23 protein-coding genes are annotated in these 18,829 nt (G+C 47.0%); 11 read left to right on the top strand and 12 right to left on the bottom strand.

The window, feature by feature from the left end; translation table 11 throughout:
* Positions 1-2 precede the first annotated feature (2 nt).
* The 4 genes from H5T41_06090 to H5T41_06075 form a co-directional block, all read right to left on the bottom strand.
* Positions 3-2,186, bottom strand: a complete 2,184-nt coding sequence (locus tag H5T41_06090) for a CDC48 family AAA ATPase (protein ID MBC7108338.1) — start codon at positions 2,184-2,186, stop codon at positions 3-5.
* 40 nt (positions 2,187-2,226) lie between these two features.
* Entirely contained in the window at positions 2,227-2,712 is a 486-nt protein-coding gene (locus H5T41_06085; protein ID MBC7108337.1) for an Hsp20/alpha crystallin family protein, read from the bottom strand.
* Between the two features lie 88 nt (positions 2,713-2,800).
* Positions 2,801-3,130 carry a hypothetical protein gene (locus H5T41_06080; protein ID MBC7108336.1) on the bottom strand — a complete coding sequence of 110 codons (330 nt, stop codon included), beginning with the start codon at positions 3,128-3,130 and terminating at the stop codon, positions 2,801-2,803.
* Positions 3,117-3,761: a helix-turn-helix domain-containing protein gene (locus H5T41_06075; protein ID MBC7108335.1), complete on the bottom strand. Its 645-nt coding sequence runs from the start codon at positions 3,759-3,761 to the stop codon at positions 3,117-3,119. The genes H5T41_06080 and H5T41_06075 overlap by 14 nt, the downstream gene beginning before the upstream one ends.
* Before the next feature lie 222 nt (positions 3,762-3,983).
* Here H5T41_06075 and endA point away from each other — a divergent pair, with 222 nt between their 5' ends.
* Positions 3,984-5,042 carry a tRNA-intron lyase gene (gene endA / locus H5T41_06070; protein ID MBC7108334.1) on the top strand — a complete coding sequence of 353 codons (1,059 nt, stop codon included), beginning with the start codon at positions 3,984-3,986 and terminating at the stop codon, positions 5,040-5,042.
* Here the strand turns inward: endA and H5T41_06065 are convergent, their stop codons facing one another.
* From H5T41_06065 to H5T41_06055, 3 genes are all read right to left on the bottom strand, one after another.
* The gene (locus H5T41_06065; GenBank protein MBC7108333.1) at positions 5,043-5,999 is read right to left on the bottom strand and encodes a tetratricopeptide repeat protein; all 957 of its coding nucleotides are present in this window, start codon (positions 5,997-5,999) and stop codon (positions 5,043-5,045) included.
* An 87-nt stretch (positions 6,000-6,086) separates the two neighbouring features.
* The gene (locus H5T41_06060; GenBank protein ID MBC7108332.1) at positions 6,087-7,019 is read right to left on the bottom strand and encodes a transcription initiation factor IIB; all 933 of its coding nucleotides are present in this window, start codon (positions 7,017-7,019) and stop codon (positions 6,087-6,089) included.
* A complete protein-coding gene (locus tag H5T41_06055; GenBank protein MBC7108331.1) occupies positions 6,991-7,272 on the bottom strand; it encodes an H/ACA RNA-protein complex component Gar1 in 282 nt (93 codons plus the stop codon). Before H5T41_06055 ends, H5T41_06060 begins: the two co-directional genes overlap by 29 nt.
* 305 nt (positions 7,273-7,577) lie before the next feature.
* On the opposite strand from H5T41_06055, the gene H5T41_06050 reads away from it, so the two are divergent.
* From H5T41_06050 to guaA, 7 genes are all read left to right on the top strand, one after another.
* A complete protein-coding gene (locus H5T41_06050) occupies positions 7,578-8,324 on the top strand; it encodes a phosphopantothenate/pantothenate synthetase (protein ID MBC7108330.1) in 747 nt (248 codons plus the stop codon).
* Positions 8,325-8,384: 60 nt separating this feature from the next.
* The gene (locus H5T41_06045; GenBank protein MBC7108329.1) at positions 8,385-9,623 is read left to right on the top strand and encodes an adenosylhomocysteinase; all 1,239 of its coding nucleotides are present in this window, start codon (positions 8,385-8,387) and stop codon (positions 9,621-9,623) included.
* Entirely contained in the window at positions 9,620-10,543 is a 924-nt protein-coding gene (locus H5T41_06040) for a carbohydrate kinase family protein (GenBank protein ID MBC7108328.1), read from the top strand. Before H5T41_06045 ends, H5T41_06040 begins: the two co-directional genes overlap by 4 nt.
* 92 nt (positions 10,544-10,635) lie before the next feature.
* Entirely contained in the window at positions 10,636-10,869 is a 234-nt protein-coding gene (locus H5T41_06035) for an Lrp/AsnC ligand binding domain-containing protein (GenBank protein MBC7108327.1), read from the top strand.
* Between the two features lie 25 nt (positions 10,870-10,894).
* Positions 10,895-11,188 carry a hypothetical protein gene (locus tag H5T41_06030; GenBank protein MBC7108326.1) on the top strand — a complete coding sequence of 98 codons (294 nt, stop codon included), beginning with the start codon at positions 10,895-10,897 and terminating at the stop codon, positions 11,186-11,188.
* A gap of 117 nt (positions 11,189-11,305) precedes the next feature.
* Positions 11,306-11,773, top strand: coding sequence for a 5-(carboxyamino)imidazole ribonucleotide mutase (purE, locus tag H5T41_06025; protein ID MBC7108325.1), 468 nt, complete (start codon positions 11,306-11,308; stop codon positions 11,771-11,773).
* The gene (guaA, locus tag H5T41_06020) at positions 11,773-12,720 is read left to right on the top strand and encodes a glutamine-hydrolyzing GMP synthase subunit GuaA (protein MBC7108324.1); all 948 of its coding nucleotides are present in this window, start codon (positions 11,773-11,775) and stop codon (positions 12,718-12,720) included. Before purE ends, guaA begins: the two co-directional genes overlap by 1 nt.
* A 1-nt stretch (position 12,721) precedes the next feature.
* Here guaA and H5T41_06015 read toward each other — a convergent pair whose 3' ends face one another.
* Positions 12,722-13,456, bottom strand: coding sequence for an HAD family hydrolase (locus H5T41_06015; GenBank protein MBC7108323.1), 735 nt, complete (start codon positions 13,454-13,456; stop codon positions 12,722-12,724).
* Between the two features lie 251 nt (positions 13,457-13,707).
* Between H5T41_06015 and H5T41_06010 the strand changes: the two genes are divergently transcribed.
* Both H5T41_06010 and H5T41_06005 read left to right on the top strand, forming a co-directional pair.
* On the top strand, positions 13,708-14,283 hold the full coding sequence (locus H5T41_06010; protein ID MBC7108322.1) for a GMP synthase subunit A: 576 nt from the start codon (positions 13,708-13,710) through the stop codon (positions 14,281-14,283).
* Positions 14,280-14,525 carry a hypothetical protein gene (locus H5T41_06005; GenBank protein MBC7108321.1) on the top strand — a complete coding sequence of 82 codons (246 nt, stop codon included), beginning with the start codon at positions 14,280-14,282 and terminating at the stop codon, positions 14,523-14,525. Before H5T41_06010 ends, H5T41_06005 begins: the two co-directional genes overlap by 4 nt.
* On the opposite strand, the gene H5T41_06000 is transcribed toward H5T41_06005, so the two are convergent.
* Together H5T41_06000 and H5T41_05995 are read right to left on the bottom strand one after the other, a co-directional pair.
* On the bottom strand, positions 14,484-14,798 hold the full coding sequence (locus H5T41_06000) for a TIGR00304 family protein (GenBank protein MBC7108320.1): 315 nt from the start codon (positions 14,796-14,798) through the stop codon (positions 14,484-14,486). The genes H5T41_06005 and H5T41_06000 overlap by 42 nt on opposite strands.
* Before the next feature lie 236 nt (positions 14,799-15,034).
* On the bottom strand, positions 15,035-16,306 hold the full coding sequence (locus tag H5T41_05995) for a hypothetical protein (GenBank protein MBC7108319.1): 1,272 nt from the start codon (positions 16,304-16,306) through the stop codon (positions 15,035-15,037).
* A 399-nt stretch (positions 16,307-16,705) separates the two neighbouring features.
* Between H5T41_05995 and H5T41_05990 the strand changes: the two genes are divergently transcribed.
* Positions 16,706-17,641, top strand: a complete 936-nt coding sequence (locus H5T41_05990; protein ID MBC7108318.1) for a hypothetical protein — start codon at positions 16,706-16,708, stop codon at positions 17,639-17,641.
* Between the two features lie 47 nt (positions 17,642-17,688).
* Here the strand turns inward: H5T41_05990 and H5T41_05985 are convergent, their stop codons facing one another.
* Positions 17,689-18,156 (bottom strand): Mut7-C RNAse domain-containing protein, encoded by a 468-nt coding sequence (locus H5T41_05985; protein MBC7108317.1) that lies wholly within the window; start codon positions 18,154-18,156, stop codon positions 17,689-17,691.
* Positions 18,146-18,784, bottom strand: coding sequence for a 2,5-diamino-6-(ribosylamino)-4(3H)-pyrimidinone 5'-phosphate reductase (locus H5T41_05980; GenBank protein ID MBC7108316.1), 639 nt, complete (start codon positions 18,782-18,784; stop codon positions 18,146-18,148). The genes H5T41_05985 and H5T41_05980 overlap by 11 nt, the downstream gene beginning before the upstream one ends.
* Positions 18,785-18,829: the final 45 nt, after the last annotated feature.

The following is an 18,829-nucleotide window of genomic DNA, read 5'->3' as shown; positions in this document are numbered from 1 at the left end:
GATCACCTCACATATTCAAAGTCTTTTGCGATCTTCTGATACTTCATCAACTCTGAGCGTGAGAGCGGTCTCACTTTGTTGAGTGCTTCGAGGAAATGTCTCATCTGCACCTTTTCCTTTTTCAGCGTCTCCGAATTAACCTCCCCGCCCTTTGAGATGATTTCTCGCATGGCGAGCATGACAGCTTCATTGACGAGCGCTGCGAGGTCCGCTCCTGTGTACCCTTCTGTGCGCTTTGCGAGGTCATCGAGATCCACATCATCCGCCAAAGGTTTCTTTCTTATGTGGACTTCGAGGATCTTCCTGCGACCCTCGAGATTCGGCGCGGGGATGTGAACGAGCCGATCGAACCGACCCGGCCGGAGAAGCGCTGGATCGAGCATGTCGGGGCGGTTCGTTGCCGCGATGACAACAACGTTGTGCAGGCTTTCCAGCCCATCCATCTCTGTTAGCAGCTGGCTGATTACTCTTTCAGTGACGCGGCTGTCGAAATCGCCGCCCCTTACCGGTGCTATCGAGTCGATTTCGTCCATGAAGATGATGCAGGGCGCAGCCTGTCTTGCCTTTCTGAAGGTCTCTCTTACCGCCTTCTCGCTCTCGCCAACCCATTTGCTGAGGAATTCTGGACCCTTGACATTGATGAAGTTTGCTTCACTCTCCGTCGCGACCGCCTTTGCCAGCATGGTCTTTCCAGTACCGGGCGGACCGTAGAGAAGGACGCCTTTCGGCGGTTTCGCGTCGAGGTGCTCGAAGACTTCGCCGTACTTCAGTGGCCATTCGACGGCCTCCCTGAGTTCCCTCTTCGCCTCTTCGAGATCGCCAATGTCATCCCAGTGCAGATTGGGCGATTCGATCAAAACCTCTCTCAGGCTCGAGGGTTGCATCTCGCGCAGTGCGGCGAAGAAATCCTCCTTCTTGACATTGATCTTGTTAAGGATCTCGACTGGGATGCTTTCCATCTCGAGATCGATCTCTGGAAGCACCCTACGCAGAGCGTGCATCGCCGCCTCCTTGCAGAGAGCCGCTAAATCAGCACCAGCGTAACCGTGCGTGAGATCTGCAAGCTTCTCGAGATCGACATCATCATCAAGAGGCATACCGCGTGTGTGAATTTGGAGGATCTCAAGTCTTCCATTCCTGTTCGGGATGCCAATCTCAATCTCTCTATCAAACCGACCGGGCCGTCTGAGTGCGGGATCGAGGGCATTCGGTCTGTTTGTTGCGCCGATGACGACGACCTTTCCCCTTGACTCGAGTCCGTCCATAAGTGCGAGTAACTGGGCAACAACTCTTCTCTCAGTCTCCCCGGTCACTTCATCTCTTTTCGGCGCGATTGAATCGATCTCGTCGATAAAGATGATACTTGGCGCGTTTTCCTCTGCCTCTTTGAAAATCTCGCGCAACCGTTCCTCGCTCTCACCGTAGAACTTGCTCATGATCTCGGGTCCGCCGATTGAGATGAAGTTTGCATTGGTCTCACCCGCAACTGCTTTCGCCAGTAAGGTTTTACCAGTACCCGGCGGTCCATGCAGGAGGACGCCCTTCGGCGCTTCAACACCGAGTCGCTCGAAGAGCTCAGGATGCCTGAGGGGAAGTTCGATCATCTCTCTCACCTTTTTGACCTCTTCACTCAGGCCACCAATGTCCTCGTAGGTAACCTTCGGTATCTTTTGCGCAATCTCCTTCACCGGCTTCTCACTAATCTTGACCTCAGTATTACGATTGACGATAACAGCATCAGCTGTTGGAGTGTAGGATACGACAACGAGATCGATTCTTCTACCCATCACATTGATTTCAATGACATCGCCCCTTGTAACAGCTCTGCCTTCAAGGGTTTGATTGAGGTATTCCTCACCACCCATGATCCGTAAAGGCTCGGTCGGGGCGAAAGTGATCTTTTGAGCCTCTTTGACATTAACTTTTTTGATCGCAACTTTTTCATCTATACTCGTCTGCGCGTTCCGTCTGATCGTGCCATCAATCCTGATGATCCCTCTGTTTGCATCCTCAGGATAACCAGGCCAGACGATCGCCACAGTCCTCTTCTTGCCTTCGATTTGTATAACATCGCCTGCCGTCAATCCCAACACTTCCATCACGGCAGGATCGACGCGTGCAATGCCTCTGCCCGCGTCTTTGGATTTTGCCTCCGCAACCTTGAGTACTTTTTCTGATGAGTTCATAATTCAGCTCACTTCCTCAAAAATATTAAGAATGGAGGTTTTATTTAACCTCCACTTTCTTTCGCCTCTCCTCGACTTTTCTGAGCTTGGGAAGGGTGATCTCCAGGACCCCGTCCTCCATCTTTGCCTCGATTTTGTCCTGATCTATATCCTCATATATTGGAATTCTCCTATAGAACGAAAGTCGACCTCTCTCCCTGCGGACATAGCCAATGCCCTTTTCCTCTTTCTCTTCCTCTTTCTTTGCCCTGATCTCTAGCATGTTGTCGACAATTTCGATTTCAACATCGTCTTTTCTGATCCCTGGCATCTCCGCCTGAACAATGTACTTGTCACCAGTGTCCTTGATGTCGATCGCTGGGATGCGTTCAAAGCCGCCACCGAGCATCGGGAAGGACGGGAACCAGGATTCACCCCATCCCATTCTCAGATCGTCGAGCATTCTCTCCATTTCATCTAACAGGCTAAGTGGTCCCCAGTAAGATCGTGGAACGATACCCTCTCGCTCGCGGTCTCCCTTTCTCATGCGACCACCTCCTTTTTCACGGATTATTACAACCTCGAGTTATCAACCCGAGGTTACAAAGTGTAATTAGAAAGAACATCTATATAAATTATTCGCTCAACAATTTCTTCAATTCTTCTTCGATGTGTTCAATCTGTTTCTTCACAACCTGCTCCATAGCCCGCAGATTCTTCACGATTTGAGGGGTTTCCTGCTTGACTTCATCGATGATTTTCTTTGCTGTCTTTTTCACATTCCCCTCCGCTTCTTTACTCTCTTTTACCAGTTCCTTGAGAACTTCTTCGCTCGTTCTCTCGATTTTTTTGATTGCCGTTTTGATGTTTTCATTCGTCTCTTGAGCGAGCTTTTTTAGCTCCTCTTCATACTGTTCCATGAGCGTTTTCAACCTGACTTTATCCCACATTTCAACCCCTTCCATTTATCGCACTTAATATCTCCTCCACAACTTCGTCTCGCAGTCCCAACGCTTTCGCGATCTGGGCCGCCGTCAGCGTAGGATGCTTGACCGATTCATAGATCACGCGTCTCGCTTCGTAATCTCCAATATATGATTCAACGAGCTCTCTCGTCTCGCTCAATATTCTCTCCTTCTTCTCGATGAGAGCACACCTGCGGTTTTGAAGTTCCTCGAGTTCCTTGTCGATCGCCTCGATCTGATTTCTCATCTCAGAATACTTCTGACAAAAGAGGTCGAAATCGATATTCTCTTTTTCCTGCGTGTTCAAATCGGTGCGAGATTCGATGTCAAAGTTCTCGCGCGAAAGGATCTCAACGTTGAACAGACCTGGTCCCACATCGACGAGAATACTGAATCCTCTTATTGGAACATAGACCTTTCTCGCTGGTCCGCCTCGATCGCTCTCCATAAGGAAGCTACGCACCAGATTGTTCTCTTCGAGTACTTTGAGATGTTTCATGATGGCTTGCTGGCTCATTCGAAGCTCTCGTGAGAGCTGCAATGGGTAATGTGGCTCCCTAACGAGCGCTTCAAGTATCCTTCTGCGCGTAGGGTTTTCGATTATGGAGAGAACGGTGTCTAGATCGGTCATATTAACCACTTCTAGGTAACATTTAGTTAACAACATATAGTATATATATTTAACCGATTTGACCCTCCGAATCCGTCATCAGTTTATGATGACCTCGCGTTACATAACAGTCTAATGAATCCAAGCTTCGTGAGGTTTGATCACACGTCCGGGATGAGTTAAAACACAATCATGATAGATTCGGCAAATAACTATAATAATCGAAACGGAATTGCAAGATGCATGCCTGGGGTTATCTTTAATGATTCAGTTATCATCGAAGACGCGGCTGAAGGGAGTCAAATTTACAATAAAGGATTCTATGGATATCCGCGCTCAGGTGGTGGTCTCGAACTCGATCTGCTTGAAGCGTGCTACCTTGTTGAAACCGGTCGTCTTGTCGTCTATGAAGGGTCATCGGTTATCGGATTCTCTGAAATCATGAGACGTGCTGCATGCGTCTGCGATGATTTCGAGATCGATTACTTGGTCTACCGTGATTTAAGGCAGAGAGGTTACATTGTCAAGCGTGGGACCAGCGATTTTGATTTCAGGGTATTTCCAAGGGGCGGAACACCCACGAGTTCTCCGACAAAATTCTGGGTTTCTGCAATTACCGAGAGATCGCTCTTCGATATTGGAAAATTCCTTCAGGATGTTGAAAGATCTGAAAAAACGAGAAAAGAGCTTCTTGTCGCGGTTGTGGATGAGGAGGGGGATATTACCTATTACAAGGCATCTTCTGTTATTCCGAAAGGTCGGTTTTCTTCGGCCAGAAAAGAAACAGAGTTGATCGAAGCGTTGCTTTTCGAAGATCGGGCTCTTGTCTTTGAAGAGAAAGCAGTCCAGCAACTCTACGATCATGAATTTTACGGAAAGAAGATTGGTAATGCCTTGCAATTATCGATGATCGAAACAGCCTTTTTGCTTGAAGATAAGAAAATTGTTCTTAGGAGTGCAAAGTCGGGAAGAAAGATCAGTCTGAATGGGCTCAGAAAGCGTGCAAAAAAGATTCAAACGGACTTTGATCTGAGGTTTAAAGTCTACAGCGATTTGAGAAGAAAAGGGCTCATCGTCAAAACTGGGTTCAAGTATGGATCGCATTTTAGAGTTTATGACGCTGATCCAGACAAACATCATTCGAAGTACCTTGTTCACGCCGTGCCGAGGGAATACCGCGTGACCTGGCCGGAGATCTCGAGGGCCGTAAGGCTCGCTCACGGCGTAAAAAAGGAAATTCTTTTTGGCAGGATATCTGACCGCAAAGTCGATTATCTGAAATTGAAAAGAGTGCGTCCGTGATCAGGCAGTCGTCGCTCTTTCTCCGACTTGGCACGCTTCACGCTCTTCATTTGACTTCAAAATCTGCTCTTTGACCTTCGTCGCTCCTGCGTAATCTTCAGGGTCGAGTTTCAACGCTTCTTCAACGATTTCAAGAGCATCCTGGCTTTTGCCGATATTCTTGAGAATCGTCGCCATCTTAACCATATAATGACTCTTTTTTCTGTCAAAGACGGTAAACTCGATTGCCTTTCTGTATGCGTCGAGTGCTTCGTTTGTTCGACCGAGCTTCAAAAGCGCTTCAGCAAGTTTTGCGTATCGGCTCGATCTGACTTCGCGCGAACTCTCTTCTTCAGCAAGGGCCTTGAGCGTTTCCACATGTCTGATCAGCAGCTCAGGGCGTTCGATTTCAGCGCCACAACGGCCGCATTTAATATCCTCGGGTTGCAGCTTAGCACCACATTTTCCACAAATCTTTGGAAGGGATGTGCCACAATACGGGCATGATATCCAGTCTTTCTCAACAATTCCTTTGCAGGTGGGGCACTCTGAAACTGTCTTCACCAGTGAAGCTTCCAGATTCTTGATCGCAACTGCTCTTTCCGCTTCTGATGGGATAAAATAGTCTTTTTTCGTGAAAACAAACACGAATGTTAGTAGCTCGGCAGCGCCGATGATCGAGTTCGCATAAAAGATATCTCCTGAGGAGAAGTAAATGATAAGAGCCCTGCAGATAAGTGAGAGGCCTACCCATGTAAGAATGCTTTTCCAGGCACCAATTTCCGAGCGCCATAGTGATCTCGTTACTGAAATTTCAGAGATGGCCACGAGTAAGAAGAAAATGACAATGAGCGTACCGAGTGTCGTGCTGACGAGTCTCCCCCATATGAAAACAATGACTGATGAAATGATGGTGAGAATCCCACCAGCTATCAAACAGAAAGCAGCTGGTTTTAGTAAAGTTTTCCCGATCTGCACCGCTATTCCCGCCGATGTAATGGCAAGAAGCAATAAATAAACTTCGGAACCAGCGTAGGCTCCGAAGTCTGATAATCAATGATCCAATCAGAGCTGAATATCAATGCCGAGCTTCTCCGTCAATTCCTTGTACCTGTTTCTAATTGTAACCTCTGTGACGCCTGCGACATCAGCTACTTCCCGCTGCGTCCTTCTTTCGTTGCACAGAATTGAAGCGATGTAGATCGCTGCAGCCGCGACACCTGTTGGCCCGCGTCCCGATGTCAGCTCCTTCTTTGCAGCATCCTTGAGGATCTCACCAGCTTTCGATTGTACCTCGCCGCTCAACTTCAATTCACTGCAAAATCTCTGTATATAATCTTGCGGCTTCGTTGGCATCAGCTTAAGCTTCAATTCCCTAGTCATGAATCGATAAGTCCTTCCTATCTCCTTTCTTCCGACACGGCTCGAGTTTGCGACTTCATCAAGTGTTCGTGGTACTCCGCACTGCCTGCATGCAGCATACAGCGAGGCCGCTACAACACCCTCGATGCTCCTTCCCCTTATCAAGTTCTTATTGACAGCTTTGCGGTAGATCATGGCAGCGGTCTCTCTAACATTTCGCGGTAACCCCATTGCTGACGCCATCCTGTCGAGTTCGCTGAGTGCGAAAGCAAGGTTTCGCTCTGTTGCATTTGAAACCCTGATTCTCCTCTGCCATTTCCTCAATCTGTAAAGCTGAGCACGATTTCTTGTCGGAATACTCTTACCGTAACTATCTTTATTCTTCCATGAAATCTCAGTCGAAAGACCCTTGTCATGAATCGTGTAGGTCATCGGGGCGCCCGTTCTCGCTCTTTTCTCTCCTTGCTCCACATCAAAGGCCCGCCATTCGGGTCCCTGATCTATAAATTGGTCATCGATCACTAACCCGCAATCTTCGCATATCAATTCGCCACGCTCATAATCTCTCACGAGGTGCGCGCTGTTACATTCCGGGCACCGCTCTATCTCATCCATTCCTTCTCTTTGTTTTGGCATGCTCATCGACCCCTTCAACATATACTTGCTTGCCAACGACGTCAGGCAAGCGATAATTATCGACAGGTTCTATTGACACGAAAGGCGTATTAACTGGACCAAAAACTCGCTTGACGCGTCCGATGACCCTCTTGCGGTTGTCAAGAACGCTCATTCCAATATTCGGGGCGAAAGTCGCCCTGACAACATACTTGCCGTCAAAAGCGATTTCTTGGATAGCGCCAAGGAGTCTAATCCGTTTATGAGAGTTCACTGATCTTCCCCGATGCGGAGAGTACATTAGAGAACATGTATATATAGATTCCGTAAAAGATTTAATCGAACACTTTTAGATGATGAAAATCCCATATTAATATTTATTTTATTTTCAAACTTCAATACTAATATATAAATTATATTGCAAGAACCTTGTGTTGAAGCGAAGTTCAAAACCATTCCCAACGCGGTGAGTAACAGTGAACGAATTCATTTTGATGCCTGATTAATACATGACACATTTAGTATTCGATGTCTTTCAAGGCTGTCGGAACTTTTTAATCGTGAATCGAGTAATGTTCGATCATGGAAATACCGAAGGATCATCCGCGTCGCAAATCGCTCGAAACGAGGGAGCGCCTGGCAGAGCTTAGTCGTGAAGGAATCGTTTCAATAACTGGATTAATCGCTCACGGTCGGGGGGAAGCTTTTGATTATCTTCTCGGTGAGAAAACAGTTAAAGAGGCAACTGTCGCCGAAGAAGTCGCCGTTGCCTATCTCTTGGAAGCAAAGAATCCCGTGATCTCGGTGAACGGTAATGTAGCCGCACTCTGCGCTAAAGAGATCGTCGGGCTTGCGAAATCTTTGCCTGCAAAGATCGAGGTCAATTTATTCCACCGTTCAGATGAACGTGTAGAGAAGGTTTGCGCTTATCTAGAGAGAGCCGGTGCAACGCATGTTTTGGGAAGAAAGCCCGATGCGAGGTTAGAAGGGATTTCGTCAGACCGCGCCTTATGCACACGTGAAGGAATATACACCGCTGACGTCGTTCTCGTGCCTTTGGAAGACGGGGATCGGGCCGAGGCTTTGGTAAAAGCTGGAAAGGTCGTTATCGCCATTGACCTAAATCCTTTGTCGAGGACTTCAAGAACGGCCACTATATCGATTGTTGACGAGGTAACTCGTGCAATTTCGAATATGCAACAAATTGTTTCAAAATTGAGAGATAACGAGCGTGCTCGTAAGGAACTCATCTCGAATTTCGACAATAAGAAAAACCTAAAGGAGATTGTAAGGGCGATATGTCGTTATCTCGACTCGCAGTTTTGATGAGGAAACTGATAAGCGATACCTGAGCAATTTCGTGAACGACACTGTGAGTGGATTACCTTGACGGGAGACATAGATCTGGGTCTTAAGCGATTGGAATGGGCCAGCACCCATATGAAAGTTCTTTCCGCTATTCGGAAAAGAATGGAAAAGGAACAGCCGTTCAGCGGTTTGAGAGTTGGAATGGCCCTCCATGTCGAAGCGAAAACAGGTATTCTTGCGATTGCACTTTCTGAAGCTGGGGCGAAGGTGAGGCTTGCAAGCTGCAATCCCTTGTCAACAGACGACTCCGTTGCTGCCGCTCTGAAGGAACATTTTGGTATCGAGGTCCATGCGAGGAAATGGGAAACGCTCGAAGAGTATTATCAAAATCTCAATGCTGTCATTGACCTCTCACCCGATTTCGTGATCGATGATGGCGCTGACCTCATCACGATGCTTCACACGAGTCGCAGGGAAAAATTGGATAATGTCAAGGGGGGAAATGAGGAAACGACAACTGGAATCATCCGTCTGAGAGCATTGGCAGCGCAGAGAAAATTGGAGTTTCCAGTGATTTCGGTCAATGACGCGCACATGAAATATCTTTTTGACAACCGTTACGGAACAGGTCAATCGACATTCGATGGCTGGATGACTGCAACAAATCTCCTCGTCGCAGGAAAGAAATTGGTCGTTGCAGGTTATGGGTGGTGTGGGAGAGGCATTGCGATGCGCGCAAAAGGGCTCGGCGCGAATGTCATTGTTACTGAGGTCGACCCCATTCGTGCGATCGAGGCTGTTATGGACGGTTTCGAAGTCAAGCCGATGGCTCAGGCCGCCAGGGAGGCGGACATCATCATCACGGCGACGGGTTGTCGGGACGTCGTTAGAAAGGAGCATTTACGAAACATCAAAGACGGTTGCGTTTTGGGGAATTCTGGGCATTTCGACAACGAAATTTCGAAAAGAGCCTTAGAAGAACTTGGCGGCAAACCTGTGAGAGTAAGAGAGTTTGTTGATGAATACCGGTTTCCAGATGGCCGTAGGGTATACCTGCTTTGCGAAGGGCGCTTGATGAATCTAGGAGCGGGTCAGGGGCATCCTGTGGAGATTATGGATATGAGTTTTTCGATCCAGGCGCTTTCGCTTCGGTATCTTTCGGAAAATTATGAGAAAATGTCGCCAGCTGTGTACAGCGTGCCGAAAGAGATTGACAACGAAGTGGCACGTCTGAAGTTGAAAGCGATGGGTATTAAGATCGATAGGCTCACGCGTGAGCAGAAACTTTACCTTTCTGGTTGGGAAGGGGGAACATGACGCCTTCCCTTTTCCTTTGTGTTTATGGGCATGTTGCATTGGACTATATCATTCAGCTCAAGGATTTTCCTGAGCCAAATACGTCGATTGACATTCTTGAGAAAAAGCGATATTTTGGCGGGACTGGCGCCAATATTGCGACTATCGCCTCCTCTCTCGGTGTTCCGACAGCTCTGTGTTCATTCGTTGGCAACGATTTTCCCGATGATTTCCAGCGTTTCATGATCGATCGAGGCGTTGACCTCAGAGATCTTGTGAAGATTGAAGATGATGAGACGCCACTTGTTTGGATTGTTTCCAATTCATCACACGATCAGATCGCATATGTTTACCAGGGACCGATGCGCCGGATGGACGAATTCGAGATCAGGGTCAACGCTGCGCGGGAATCTAAATTTGTGCACATTTGCACGGGAAGACCGGGATACTATCTGAAAGTGATGAAAGCATGCAGGGGAATGGACAAATTCATATCATTTGACCCTTCACAGGAAATTCATCACATTTGGAATAAAGAAGATTTTTGCGACGCGATCTCGCAATGCGACGCATTCTTTGCAAATGATAGCGAGTTGAGGACGGCCATGCGTTATATGCATCTCTCAACACCTGAGGAACTCTCAACACGCGTGAAATTCCTCGTTAATACAAAAGGAAAGGAGGGATGTGTGATATACGAAGGTCAAAATCGGATTAGCGTTCCTGCTTTCAAATCGAAGAAAGTTGTTGATACCACTGGTGCGGGGGACGCATTTCGTGCAGGTTTCTACGCTGCATTATACCGGGGAATGTCTCTCAAAGAATGCGCGGCAGCAGGATGCGCGACCGCATCGTTTATTATCGAATCAACAGGGTCAATGACGAATATTCCGGATTGGAAGGACGTCGAGAAGCGGATGTCAGAGATTCTCTCCCATTAACTGATATCTTTGATTAGAATTGATTGGCTGTTGTATAATAATACAGCGAAAAGTTTAAACACAAATAAACTGTAATGGGGTTTGGTGAATAAATGGCTGTGGGTTTTGTTCTGATCAGTACGGCACCCGCAAAAGAGCACGAGGTCTACAACGAGCTGCTCAAAGTCAAGGAGGTTGTTGAACTTCATCCCCTCTTCGGAGAATACGATTTGATTGCAAAAATCGAGGCGGAGGACTTTAATCTTCTTGGGCAAGTCGTCGTCGACAAGATCAGATCGATCCCCGGCGTTATAGACACCAAGACACTCACAGGTATCAAGTTTTAAATGAAAATGGAGCACAGGTGATAAAATGGATTGGGAAGGCTTTTTGACAGTACTTTTGTTGACATTTGGATTGTTCATGGTTTTGGCAGGAGCATTCACAGCTTATTTTGGTAGCGGAAAAAGCAGAACGATCGGCGTTGCACTGTTGATCATTGGTCTCATTGTAGGAATCATTTGGGTCTATCTCGCGGGCTTTACAGATACGGTTCATGTTTGGGTGGCCGACGTCGTTTGGACCGCATTTGTGAACATTCTGGCAGCAGTCATCGGTGCTTTGATCGCAATTGGCATTTTCCTGCTTGCGATCATGAAATCCTGAGGACCGAAATCCTTTTTCATTTTCTCTGGTAGATTCGAATTTCAACAATTTTTTCTATTCCTTTTTTCTGTTTAACGTACGAAATACTTTTATTCTGTCAATATGGTCAGTAGAGTTATGCCGGACGTGACAATCCTGTTAGGCAGTAAAAACGACATCTCCGTCGGTGAAAAGGCCCTCGAAGTCCTTCGAAAATTCGACGTCAGTGCGGAAATCGTTGTCGCATCAGCGCACCGTACGCCCGAACGCGTGAAGGAAATTGTGTCGAAGAGCGACGCAAAAGTCTTCATTGCGATTGCTGGCCTTTCGGCAGCGCTCCCTGGGGCGGTTGCTGCATTGACAACAAGGCCAGTAATCGGCGTGCCCGTCAGCGGCAAGATCAATCTTGATTCAATTCTATCCATCGTTCAGATGCCTCCAGGAGTTCCCGTGGCAACCGTTGGCCTTGATCGCGGCGATAACGCTGCTATTCTGGCACTTGAGATTTTGGCATTATCCGATAGACGGATTCATGATAAACTCATTGGATATCGAAACGAAATGGCCAAACAGGTTGAGCGAGACTCAGAGGAGGTGCAGCGCTAGTGTTCGACCCAAGGAAGTTCGTTGAGGAAAAGGTTGGCGAGCTTGAGCGCGAAATCAAAGGAAAAGCGATTATCGCATGCTCAGGAGGCGTCGACAGTACTGTTGCTGCTGTCATTACAAGTAAAGCCATTGGAAATCGACTTCTCACCGTTTACGTCAACACGGGTTTTATGAGAAAAGGAGAGACGGAGACGGTAGAGAGAATGCTAAAGCAACTTGGCGTAAATTATAAGATCGTTGATGCATCAAACGAGTTTTTTGCCGCGCTCAAGGGTGTTGTGGATCCTGAGAGAAAAAGAAAGATTATCGGGGAGAAGTTCATCAGAGTGTTTGAAAGAACAGCAAGAGATTTTGGAGCAGATTACCTCGTGCAAGGGACGATCGCTCCGGACTGGATCGAAAGCGGAGATCGCCTGAGGGATACGATTAAAACACATCATAACGTCGGCGGATTGCCAGCTGACATGAAATTGAAGCTAGTGGAACCGCTGCGCGATCTTTACAAGGACGAAGTCAGGAAAGTCGCGAGATTTTTGGGTATTGAGGTTTCGGAACGACAGCCATTCCCAGGTCCAGCTCTTGCGATCAGAGTCATCGGGGAGGCGACACCGGAGGCGGTAGAAATCGTCAGGGAGGCGTGTGCGATTGTTGAAGAGGAAATCGAAAAGGCGGCTGCGAGCGGAAAAATGGCACTGCCGTGGCAATATTTCGCCGTGCTCCTCCCAGTTCAGTCTGTTGGTGTTCAGGGCGACAGGCGTGCTTACGGAAGAACGATTGCTGTGCGTGCTGTGGATTCGGTCGATGCGATGACCGCCACCTACTCAAAGATTCCACATGAAGTTCTCGAAAAGATCTCGCTTCGCATCGTCAACGAGATGAAAGACAAGGTGAACAGGGTCGTTTACGACATTACTGACAAGCCGCCTGCGACGATTGAGTGGGAATGAGTCATCGTCGTGTGTACTTTGCAAGAACACGATCTATTTCATTCCAACCTGAGATTTTTTCGTCTGGCACGATCGAATCGTCGTGCTGGTAGAATTTCGATTCCTTGAGAACCGCTACCATCCCAATGCCTTTTGCACCCTTGATATCGGCCTGCAGTGAATTGCCAATGAATATTGCCTCGTCAGGTTTCGCATCTAAATTCGAAAGGGCCATTTTGAAAATCTTGGGGTTGGGTTTTCTTAGACCAACATCCGTCGAGAAGATAAGATCATCGAAATACTGGTCAATCCCGTAGTAACACATGTCTCTCAGAGGGAATTCAGAGGGTAGTCCCCAGGCGACGTCAGAGACAAGCCCAATCACGTATCCCCTTGCGCGCACTTTATCGAGCATCTCTTTCACACCTGGAATGAGCTGGCGATTCTCGAGCAATGTTTCGTAAAAAGCGTGCAGCGCTTTATCGATAAGGTCATCATCACCGTCACAGCCGTAACGATGAAAGCATCGGTTCAGGATATCTGATAACGGTATTTCGATCATTTTCTTGAGTTTTGTCTCCCTCGCTTCCATCAGCAACTGGCTCAGATGCCGACAAAATTCACCCTCTTCCTCGGAAATTCCAAAATCTGTTGAGAGTATGCGATAGATTTTCCTGATCGCTTTCATCTCAGGTTCTTTCCAATCGTGGTAGTAATCGATGAGCGTGTGGCCGAGGTCGAAAAGAACAGCTTTCACAAAAAATTCTGATACAAAATCACCATTTAATGATTCCGATTATGATTAAATTAGTAGTTGATTCGTTGCTAAATAACACTTTGCGAGAATTGCATAACCATTGAGATCATTAGCTGAAGTCGGTACCTCAACAATCCGTCATGACCAGCTTTTTTCTCTCTTTTCAGTTTTGAATCCCAATTGATCGGATCTTTCGCAGTGGTATTTAGGAACCGACACTCCTTAAATATGGTACAGTCTTTTACAAAACGATGAAGATCTACGTTGTAGACAACGGTGGACAGTGGACACACCGAGAATGGAGGGTACTCAGGTATCTCGGCGTCGATACAACGATCGTGCCAAATACAACACCATTTGAGGATATTCAGGACGCGGACGCTCTCGTTCTTTCTGGCGGGGCCCCTCGTGTCGCACTCGATGCCGAAAGGATGGGACGCAACAGTGAGTACCTCGACAGGGCGCAGATTCCAATCCTCGGAATCTGCGCGGGAATGCAATTCATGTGCGCGAAATTTGGGGGGAAGACGGAACCGGCAAAAGTTCCGGAATTCGGAAAGACAGTACTTTATATCGATCGCGAAAACGATCTTTTCAAGGGCCTCCCTCATAGTTTCATTGTCTGGGAATCGCACAATGACGAAGTATCGGTTGTGCCCTCTTCATTTGATATCCTTGCACATTCGGATCATTGTCCCGTCGAAGCGGTTAAAATGAAATCGAGACCGGTATACGGTCTGCAGTTTCATCCAGAGGTTGAACATACCGAATATGGCATAGAGATTTTCAAGAATTTTCTCAGGGTCGTCGAAGGTTGGCATAAATGAGATCGGAGGATATAATCGCGGTCAGGGAAGCGCTTGAGCAGCTGAGAAAGAACGAGCCATTTGAAAAAGCGCTCGGTCGGGTGCTGCGGAAAAGGCGAAATACATTCGAAGATTACATTAGGATCGTTGGGGAAATCAGGGAATTCGCACGGAAGAAAAAGATCTCGTTGAGGGATGCTGGCCAACTGATTGTTGATGAATTAGAGAAAAAGAAGGGCGAGCAAGATCATGACGATTGCTAGCACCATCGCTATAATCGCCATTTTGGCATCCGATCCAAAGACGATCGGGATTGGACCGATGAGAACAACACCACCACCTTTGACTTGAGATTTCTTCTCCATCTGAGGTCGCTCGATTTCCATCGGTTCGTATGGCTCTTCAACATGGTCAGGAGGAATAGCGAAGGACAAGAATGCTAAGAAGAAACCAAGAAAAATCAGCAGAATCGAGATCAAACCCACGATTCCTGTACCATAAATCACTGGGAAAATAAGGAAGAGAGCAACCTGCATCTCACCTCTCGTGATACCATAAATCACTAGGAAAATACCGCTTACGATCATTGACAGCGAGATCAAGCGAATCGGCAAACGGAGATCCATGTTCAGATACAGATGAACGTCCTGTTATCAACTTTTCTCATCAGAGGTTCGATATCATCTCTATTTCAACTCGATTGCAGCGATTTGAAATTGTTCACTCATCGGAAAGAAGTGAAAAAGAAGAGCGTCTCTCACATTACCATATTTTATCGCGCATGAAGATTCCATGCACCCACGAAGGATAAGCCTTTTCTTGTGAGGGCTTCCGCGGTTTTGTTAATGGCATCGTGTTTATCGAGGTAATTTCGTTCCAATAACGGCATTAATCCCGATTCTACGATCTCTTTCTTATCTCTGAAGTAGTCGAGAATGTCAGATGGGTGCTCTCTCATTTGCTCGATTTCGATTTCACCGCCCTCGTGCTTCGCGGCGATATTAGGGATATGATCCGCAACCGCAAGGAGATCATCTCGCCGATTGTATGGCTGTCTCACGATGCTTTTCCATGTTTCGGTGATATGATGTTCGATTCTGACCTTATCTTCAAGGCCGAGCATCTTACGAATCTCCGCCGTTTTCTCCAGCGTGTCGACGTTGACCGAATTGCTCAGATTGAATCCAACGAGTGGTGTCGTTCCATCATTTCGTGCAAACAGTTTCGCCGTCATTAATGTCCAGAGTACAGAATAGGGGTTGTCGTTTCCCATGAAGACAGATATCTTGAATTCCATATCGATCCCGAGCTTGTGAATGATGTAACCGAGGAGAACAGTGCCTGGGTTCACATTGAGAACCTGTTTTATTCCATAGTTTGTATAATAATAAAGAAACTCATCGATGTACTGACGTGCATGCTCGTTCGGCTGTCCAACTCCGCCGAAATATCCAGTAATCGTTTCAGGACCCCCGAGGTGGACATTTGAGCCGTCAGTTCCCCTCGTATCAAGCGTCTCAACATATGAGGCGCCAATGACTTGCATCGCTGCCACAGTGGCTAGGATATCTCCCTGGTCGGCTTCCTGTTCCTTCATCTTCCTGACCCTGATGTATCTCGATGGCATGATTTCCCCGTTCTTGATCGCCTGCTGAGCCTCAGCGATCAACCAAGGGAAATATTGGAGGGCGCTGATCTCGAGAATTACGGGATATTTCTCGTTAAATACCATTTCATCGGCTCTCTTTCCAAGCACTTTTTTTCTGAATTCTCGAATGGAAATGAACATTTTCTTGTCTCTCGCATCGATGAGCCATTCGATATCCCTCAGATACGGCGAATTCACATCTTTCAGACGCTGCAACAGCTTCGCAAGCTTGCGAGTCTCTCGCGCTTTTGCATTGATCTCCTCAGGCGTCCCGTATTTTTCGATAACGGAAAGTATGTCGTTTATTATTTCATTGGATGGGTCAAGAAGGAAATCGTTGATTTCCTTTAGAGCACTTCCTGGTATTTCCAGTCTATCCCGTAGTTTCTTTATCATCCCCAATTCTCCTGGTGCAGGTCTTGCGACCTACCACCCGATTGAAACATTACAGTGCATCCTATAAATCCCTTCTTCTATCGCAGATATTGATGCAGCGTTGATATTTCGTATCTTCACGAAATCCTGCGTATCGAATGAATCCAGCAATCAGCCAGCACTCTCATTAGTAACCCAGACTATGTTCCGAAGAATAAGCTCTCATGAATTAGTATCCTGCTCTTAATGCGCTCAATGGGCAGAAGAAATCCTCTCGTATGATTTGCTTGCGAATGGTAAAGATCTTGTAGTCATATATCTGGTAGAAATGGTCATAGGGCTCCGATCGAGAATGTGCACGCAATAAACGAGAAGATAATATTTTTATTTCTGGAACATGATCAAGTACACGGTGCGAATTTGTCCTCCCTGAGCAGCGTCATCATCGAGATTCTGAAATCGAGGGAGTTCGAGGTGACCGAAAAGGGAGATCGCATATTCGGAAAGAAAGGAACGAGCGAAGTCGTCTTTTTACTTCTGGAAGGAACGGATGATGAAACAAAAATCCGTGCTTTTCTCAACGAATTTAAGAATTTCAAGGGGAAAAGGGTGATTGTGAGTCTTCAGCCGATTTCCGAGTCATCGGCGGCGCTTCTTGATCAGTCGGTTACCTACTGGGACAGGGAAGCCGTCGCTCGCGAAATTGGACGAACGCGTATCGAAAAACTACTGGGAGAACATGACCACGGTCTCATTGATGAACTCATCGCCGATGATTATCCGAAAATCGTTGCGCCGGAAGTATTGGAAGAAATGCAGGGTACGGAATTGGGCGAGAAGATCGTGAAACCCGTAATAGACCTCACGGATGTGAAAGAAATTTCAAGACAGACTGTTGGGGGCTTCAGATACAGGCTGGAGTTGGTTCCCTATTTCGTCTATCAATACTCGTGTGATCTGTATATTGATAAAATCAAGGTCGGTAGCGAGCGTGGACACCTGTCGGTCAATGCGCTGACGGGAAAGGTTGAGCCTTGGAACGAGAATGTCGATGTTGTTTTGACGCTTGAGCATGCGTTCAAACGCCTGGAACCGATGCTGGAAACAGAGGAAGCGAAAAAACTCGTCAAACGTGAAGTTGTGAGAATACACACGCATGAGCAGGAAATTATCAGGGATACTGGTCAGGTCACTATCGTAGAGAAGAAAACGGTTTCACCGAATCCCGATGAAGTCGCGGTGAAGGAACTGGGCGTATTTTACATCCCGATCTGGTGCGTCGAGGGCATTCATGGTGTCATGATACTCAACGCAGGTAATGGGAAAATCATCAGCGAGGATTATTATAAGATTTGAAGGAAGCATATTTCGAGGAAAATTGTGGTTTAAAATATGCATGAGATTCACTCATCTTCCTCGATCAGTTCCAGGGTTTTAAGAATGTTTTCCCAGTGAGATCCCTTCCAGTAAACCTTGCCGCAGCTCCGACAGCGATAGAATTCTGTGTTGTTTACGAGGGCACCTGCTGGAACATCATTTTCGACTTCCTTTTGTGAAACTTTATCAACTTCTCCATTACATAACGTGCATCTTGTAAAATCCTCATCCATCGTCAAATTAAATGACTTGATGACCTGACGAAGCTGTTCACGAAGCTCATCGCTCTCAATGTAAAGACTTCTCTCGCCAAGCCTCTTTGCAAGATTCTTATCCCTGGTCAGTAGAATTCTCTTTTCTCTGAGAACTTGCGCCTCGATCTCTTCGTCACTCTTATTCTTTTCATAAATCGTGTCATAACCGATAATGCGCAACCACCTCGCCAGTGTTCCGAGCATCTCATCTGCTGCGAATCTTATCCTCTCACTTGACATTCCTGACAGCCTCGTAGATGAGGAGAACGCCACCGCCTAATCTTTCCACGCTGATCAATTTGAGATGGAATGGCAGATGATCGGAGAAACCATCTCCTTCGACGGGAGTTGGAGCGTCCCTTCCGCCGAGAACAAAGTCCCCGATGTAGACACAATATCTGTCAATAAAGCCTCTGTTGAAAAAGGACCAGATAACTTCTCCACCTCCTTCTACAAGCAATTTCCTTACGCCCTTCGAGTAAAGATATGAAAGTAATTGCTCAATATCAACTCTCCCCTTTCCGAATCTCACGACCTCAACATTTTTCCAGGTTTTTTTGCACTCTTCCGACGTCGCGATGAGTGTTGGGGCATTTCGATCAAGGACCTTTGCATGATCTGGTGTTCTTCCATTCGAATCGAGCACCACCCTCAGCGGATTCTTTTCTGGTGGAAGATCTTTGACAGTCAAATGCGGATCGTCTGCAAGTACTGTCCCTATGCCGACGAGAATCGCATCGCACGAGGCACGTAATTTTTTTACCCTCTCGAGATCCTCTTGAGACGATATGCGCACTTGTCTTCGTTCTCTGCCAGCGATTTTTCCGTCAGGCGTCATCGCACAGTTGACGATCACATAGGGTCTCATCATCTCAGAGCATGATGAAAAAGGATGATAAGATTTCCGTATGTC

The organism is Methanomassiliicoccales archaeon (assembly GCA_014361295.1).
GTDB lineage: Archaea > Thermoplasmatota > Thermoplasmata > Methanomassiliicoccales > JACIVX01 > JACIVX01.
Note: the sequence above shows the minus strand (reverse complement) of the source record. Positions and strands in the feature narration are given on the sequence as shown.

Bases quoted from the DNA above. Each gene is read 5' to 3' on its own strand.
- H5T41_06090 (MBC7108338.1), bottom strand. From the start codon at position 2,186: ATGAACTCATCAGAAAAAGTACTCAAGGTTGCGGAGGCAAAATCCAAA.
- H5T41_06030 (MBC7108326.1), top strand. From the start codon at position 10,895: ATGGATTGGGAAGGCTTTTTGACAGTACTTTTGTTGACATTTGGATTG.
- purE (MBC7108325.1), top strand. From the start codon at position 11,306: ATGCCGGACGTGACAATCCTGTTAGGCAGTAAAAACGACATCTCCGTC.
- H5T41_05995 (MBC7108319.1), bottom strand. From the start codon at position 16,306: ATGATAAAGAAACTACGGGATAGACTGGAAATACCAGGAAGTGCTCTA.
- H5T41_06060 (MBC7108332.1), bottom strand. From the start codon at position 7,019: ATGCCAAAACAAAGAGAAGGAATGGATGAGATAGAGCGGTGCCCGGAA.
- H5T41_05980 (MBC7108316.1), bottom strand. From the start codon at position 18,784: ATGAGACCCTATGTGATCGTCAACTGTGCGATGACGCCTGACGGAAAA.
- H5T41_06000 (MBC7108320.1), bottom strand. From the start codon at position 14,798: ATGCAGGTTGCTCTCTTCCTTATTTTCCCAGTGATTTATGGTACAGGA.
- H5T41_06080 (MBC7108336.1), bottom strand. From the start codon at position 3,130: ATGGAAGGGGTTGAAATGTGGGATAAAGTCAGGTTGAAAACGCTCATG.
- H5T41_06040 (MBC7108328.1), top strand. From the start codon at position 9,620: ATGACGCCTTCCCTTTTCCTTTGTGTTTATGGGCATGTTGCATTGGAC.
- endA (MBC7108334.1), top strand. From the start codon at position 3,984: ATGCCTGGGGTTATCTTTAATGATTCAGTTATCATCGAAGACGCGGCT.
- H5T41_06010 (MBC7108322.1), top strand. From the start codon at position 13,708: ATGAAGATCTACGTTGTAGACAACGGTGGACAGTGGACACACCGAGAA.
- H5T41_05985 (MBC7108317.1), bottom strand. From the start codon at position 18,156: ATGTCAAGTGAGAGGATAAGATTCGCAGCAGATGAGATGCTCGGAACA.
- H5T41_06035 (MBC7108327.1), top strand. From the start codon at position 10,636: ATGGCTGTGGGTTTTGTTCTGATCAGTACGGCACCCGCAAAAGAGCAC.
- H5T41_06005 (MBC7108321.1), top strand. From the start codon at position 14,280: ATGAGATCGGAGGATATAATCGCGGTCAGGGAAGCGCTTGAGCAGCTG.
- H5T41_06075 (MBC7108335.1), bottom strand. From the start codon at position 3,761: ATGACCGATCTAGACACCGTTCTCTCCATAATCGAAAACCCTACGCGC.
- H5T41_06085 (MBC7108337.1), bottom strand. From the start codon at position 2,712: ATGAGAAAGGGAGACCGCGAGCGAGAGGGTATCGTTCCACGATCTTAC.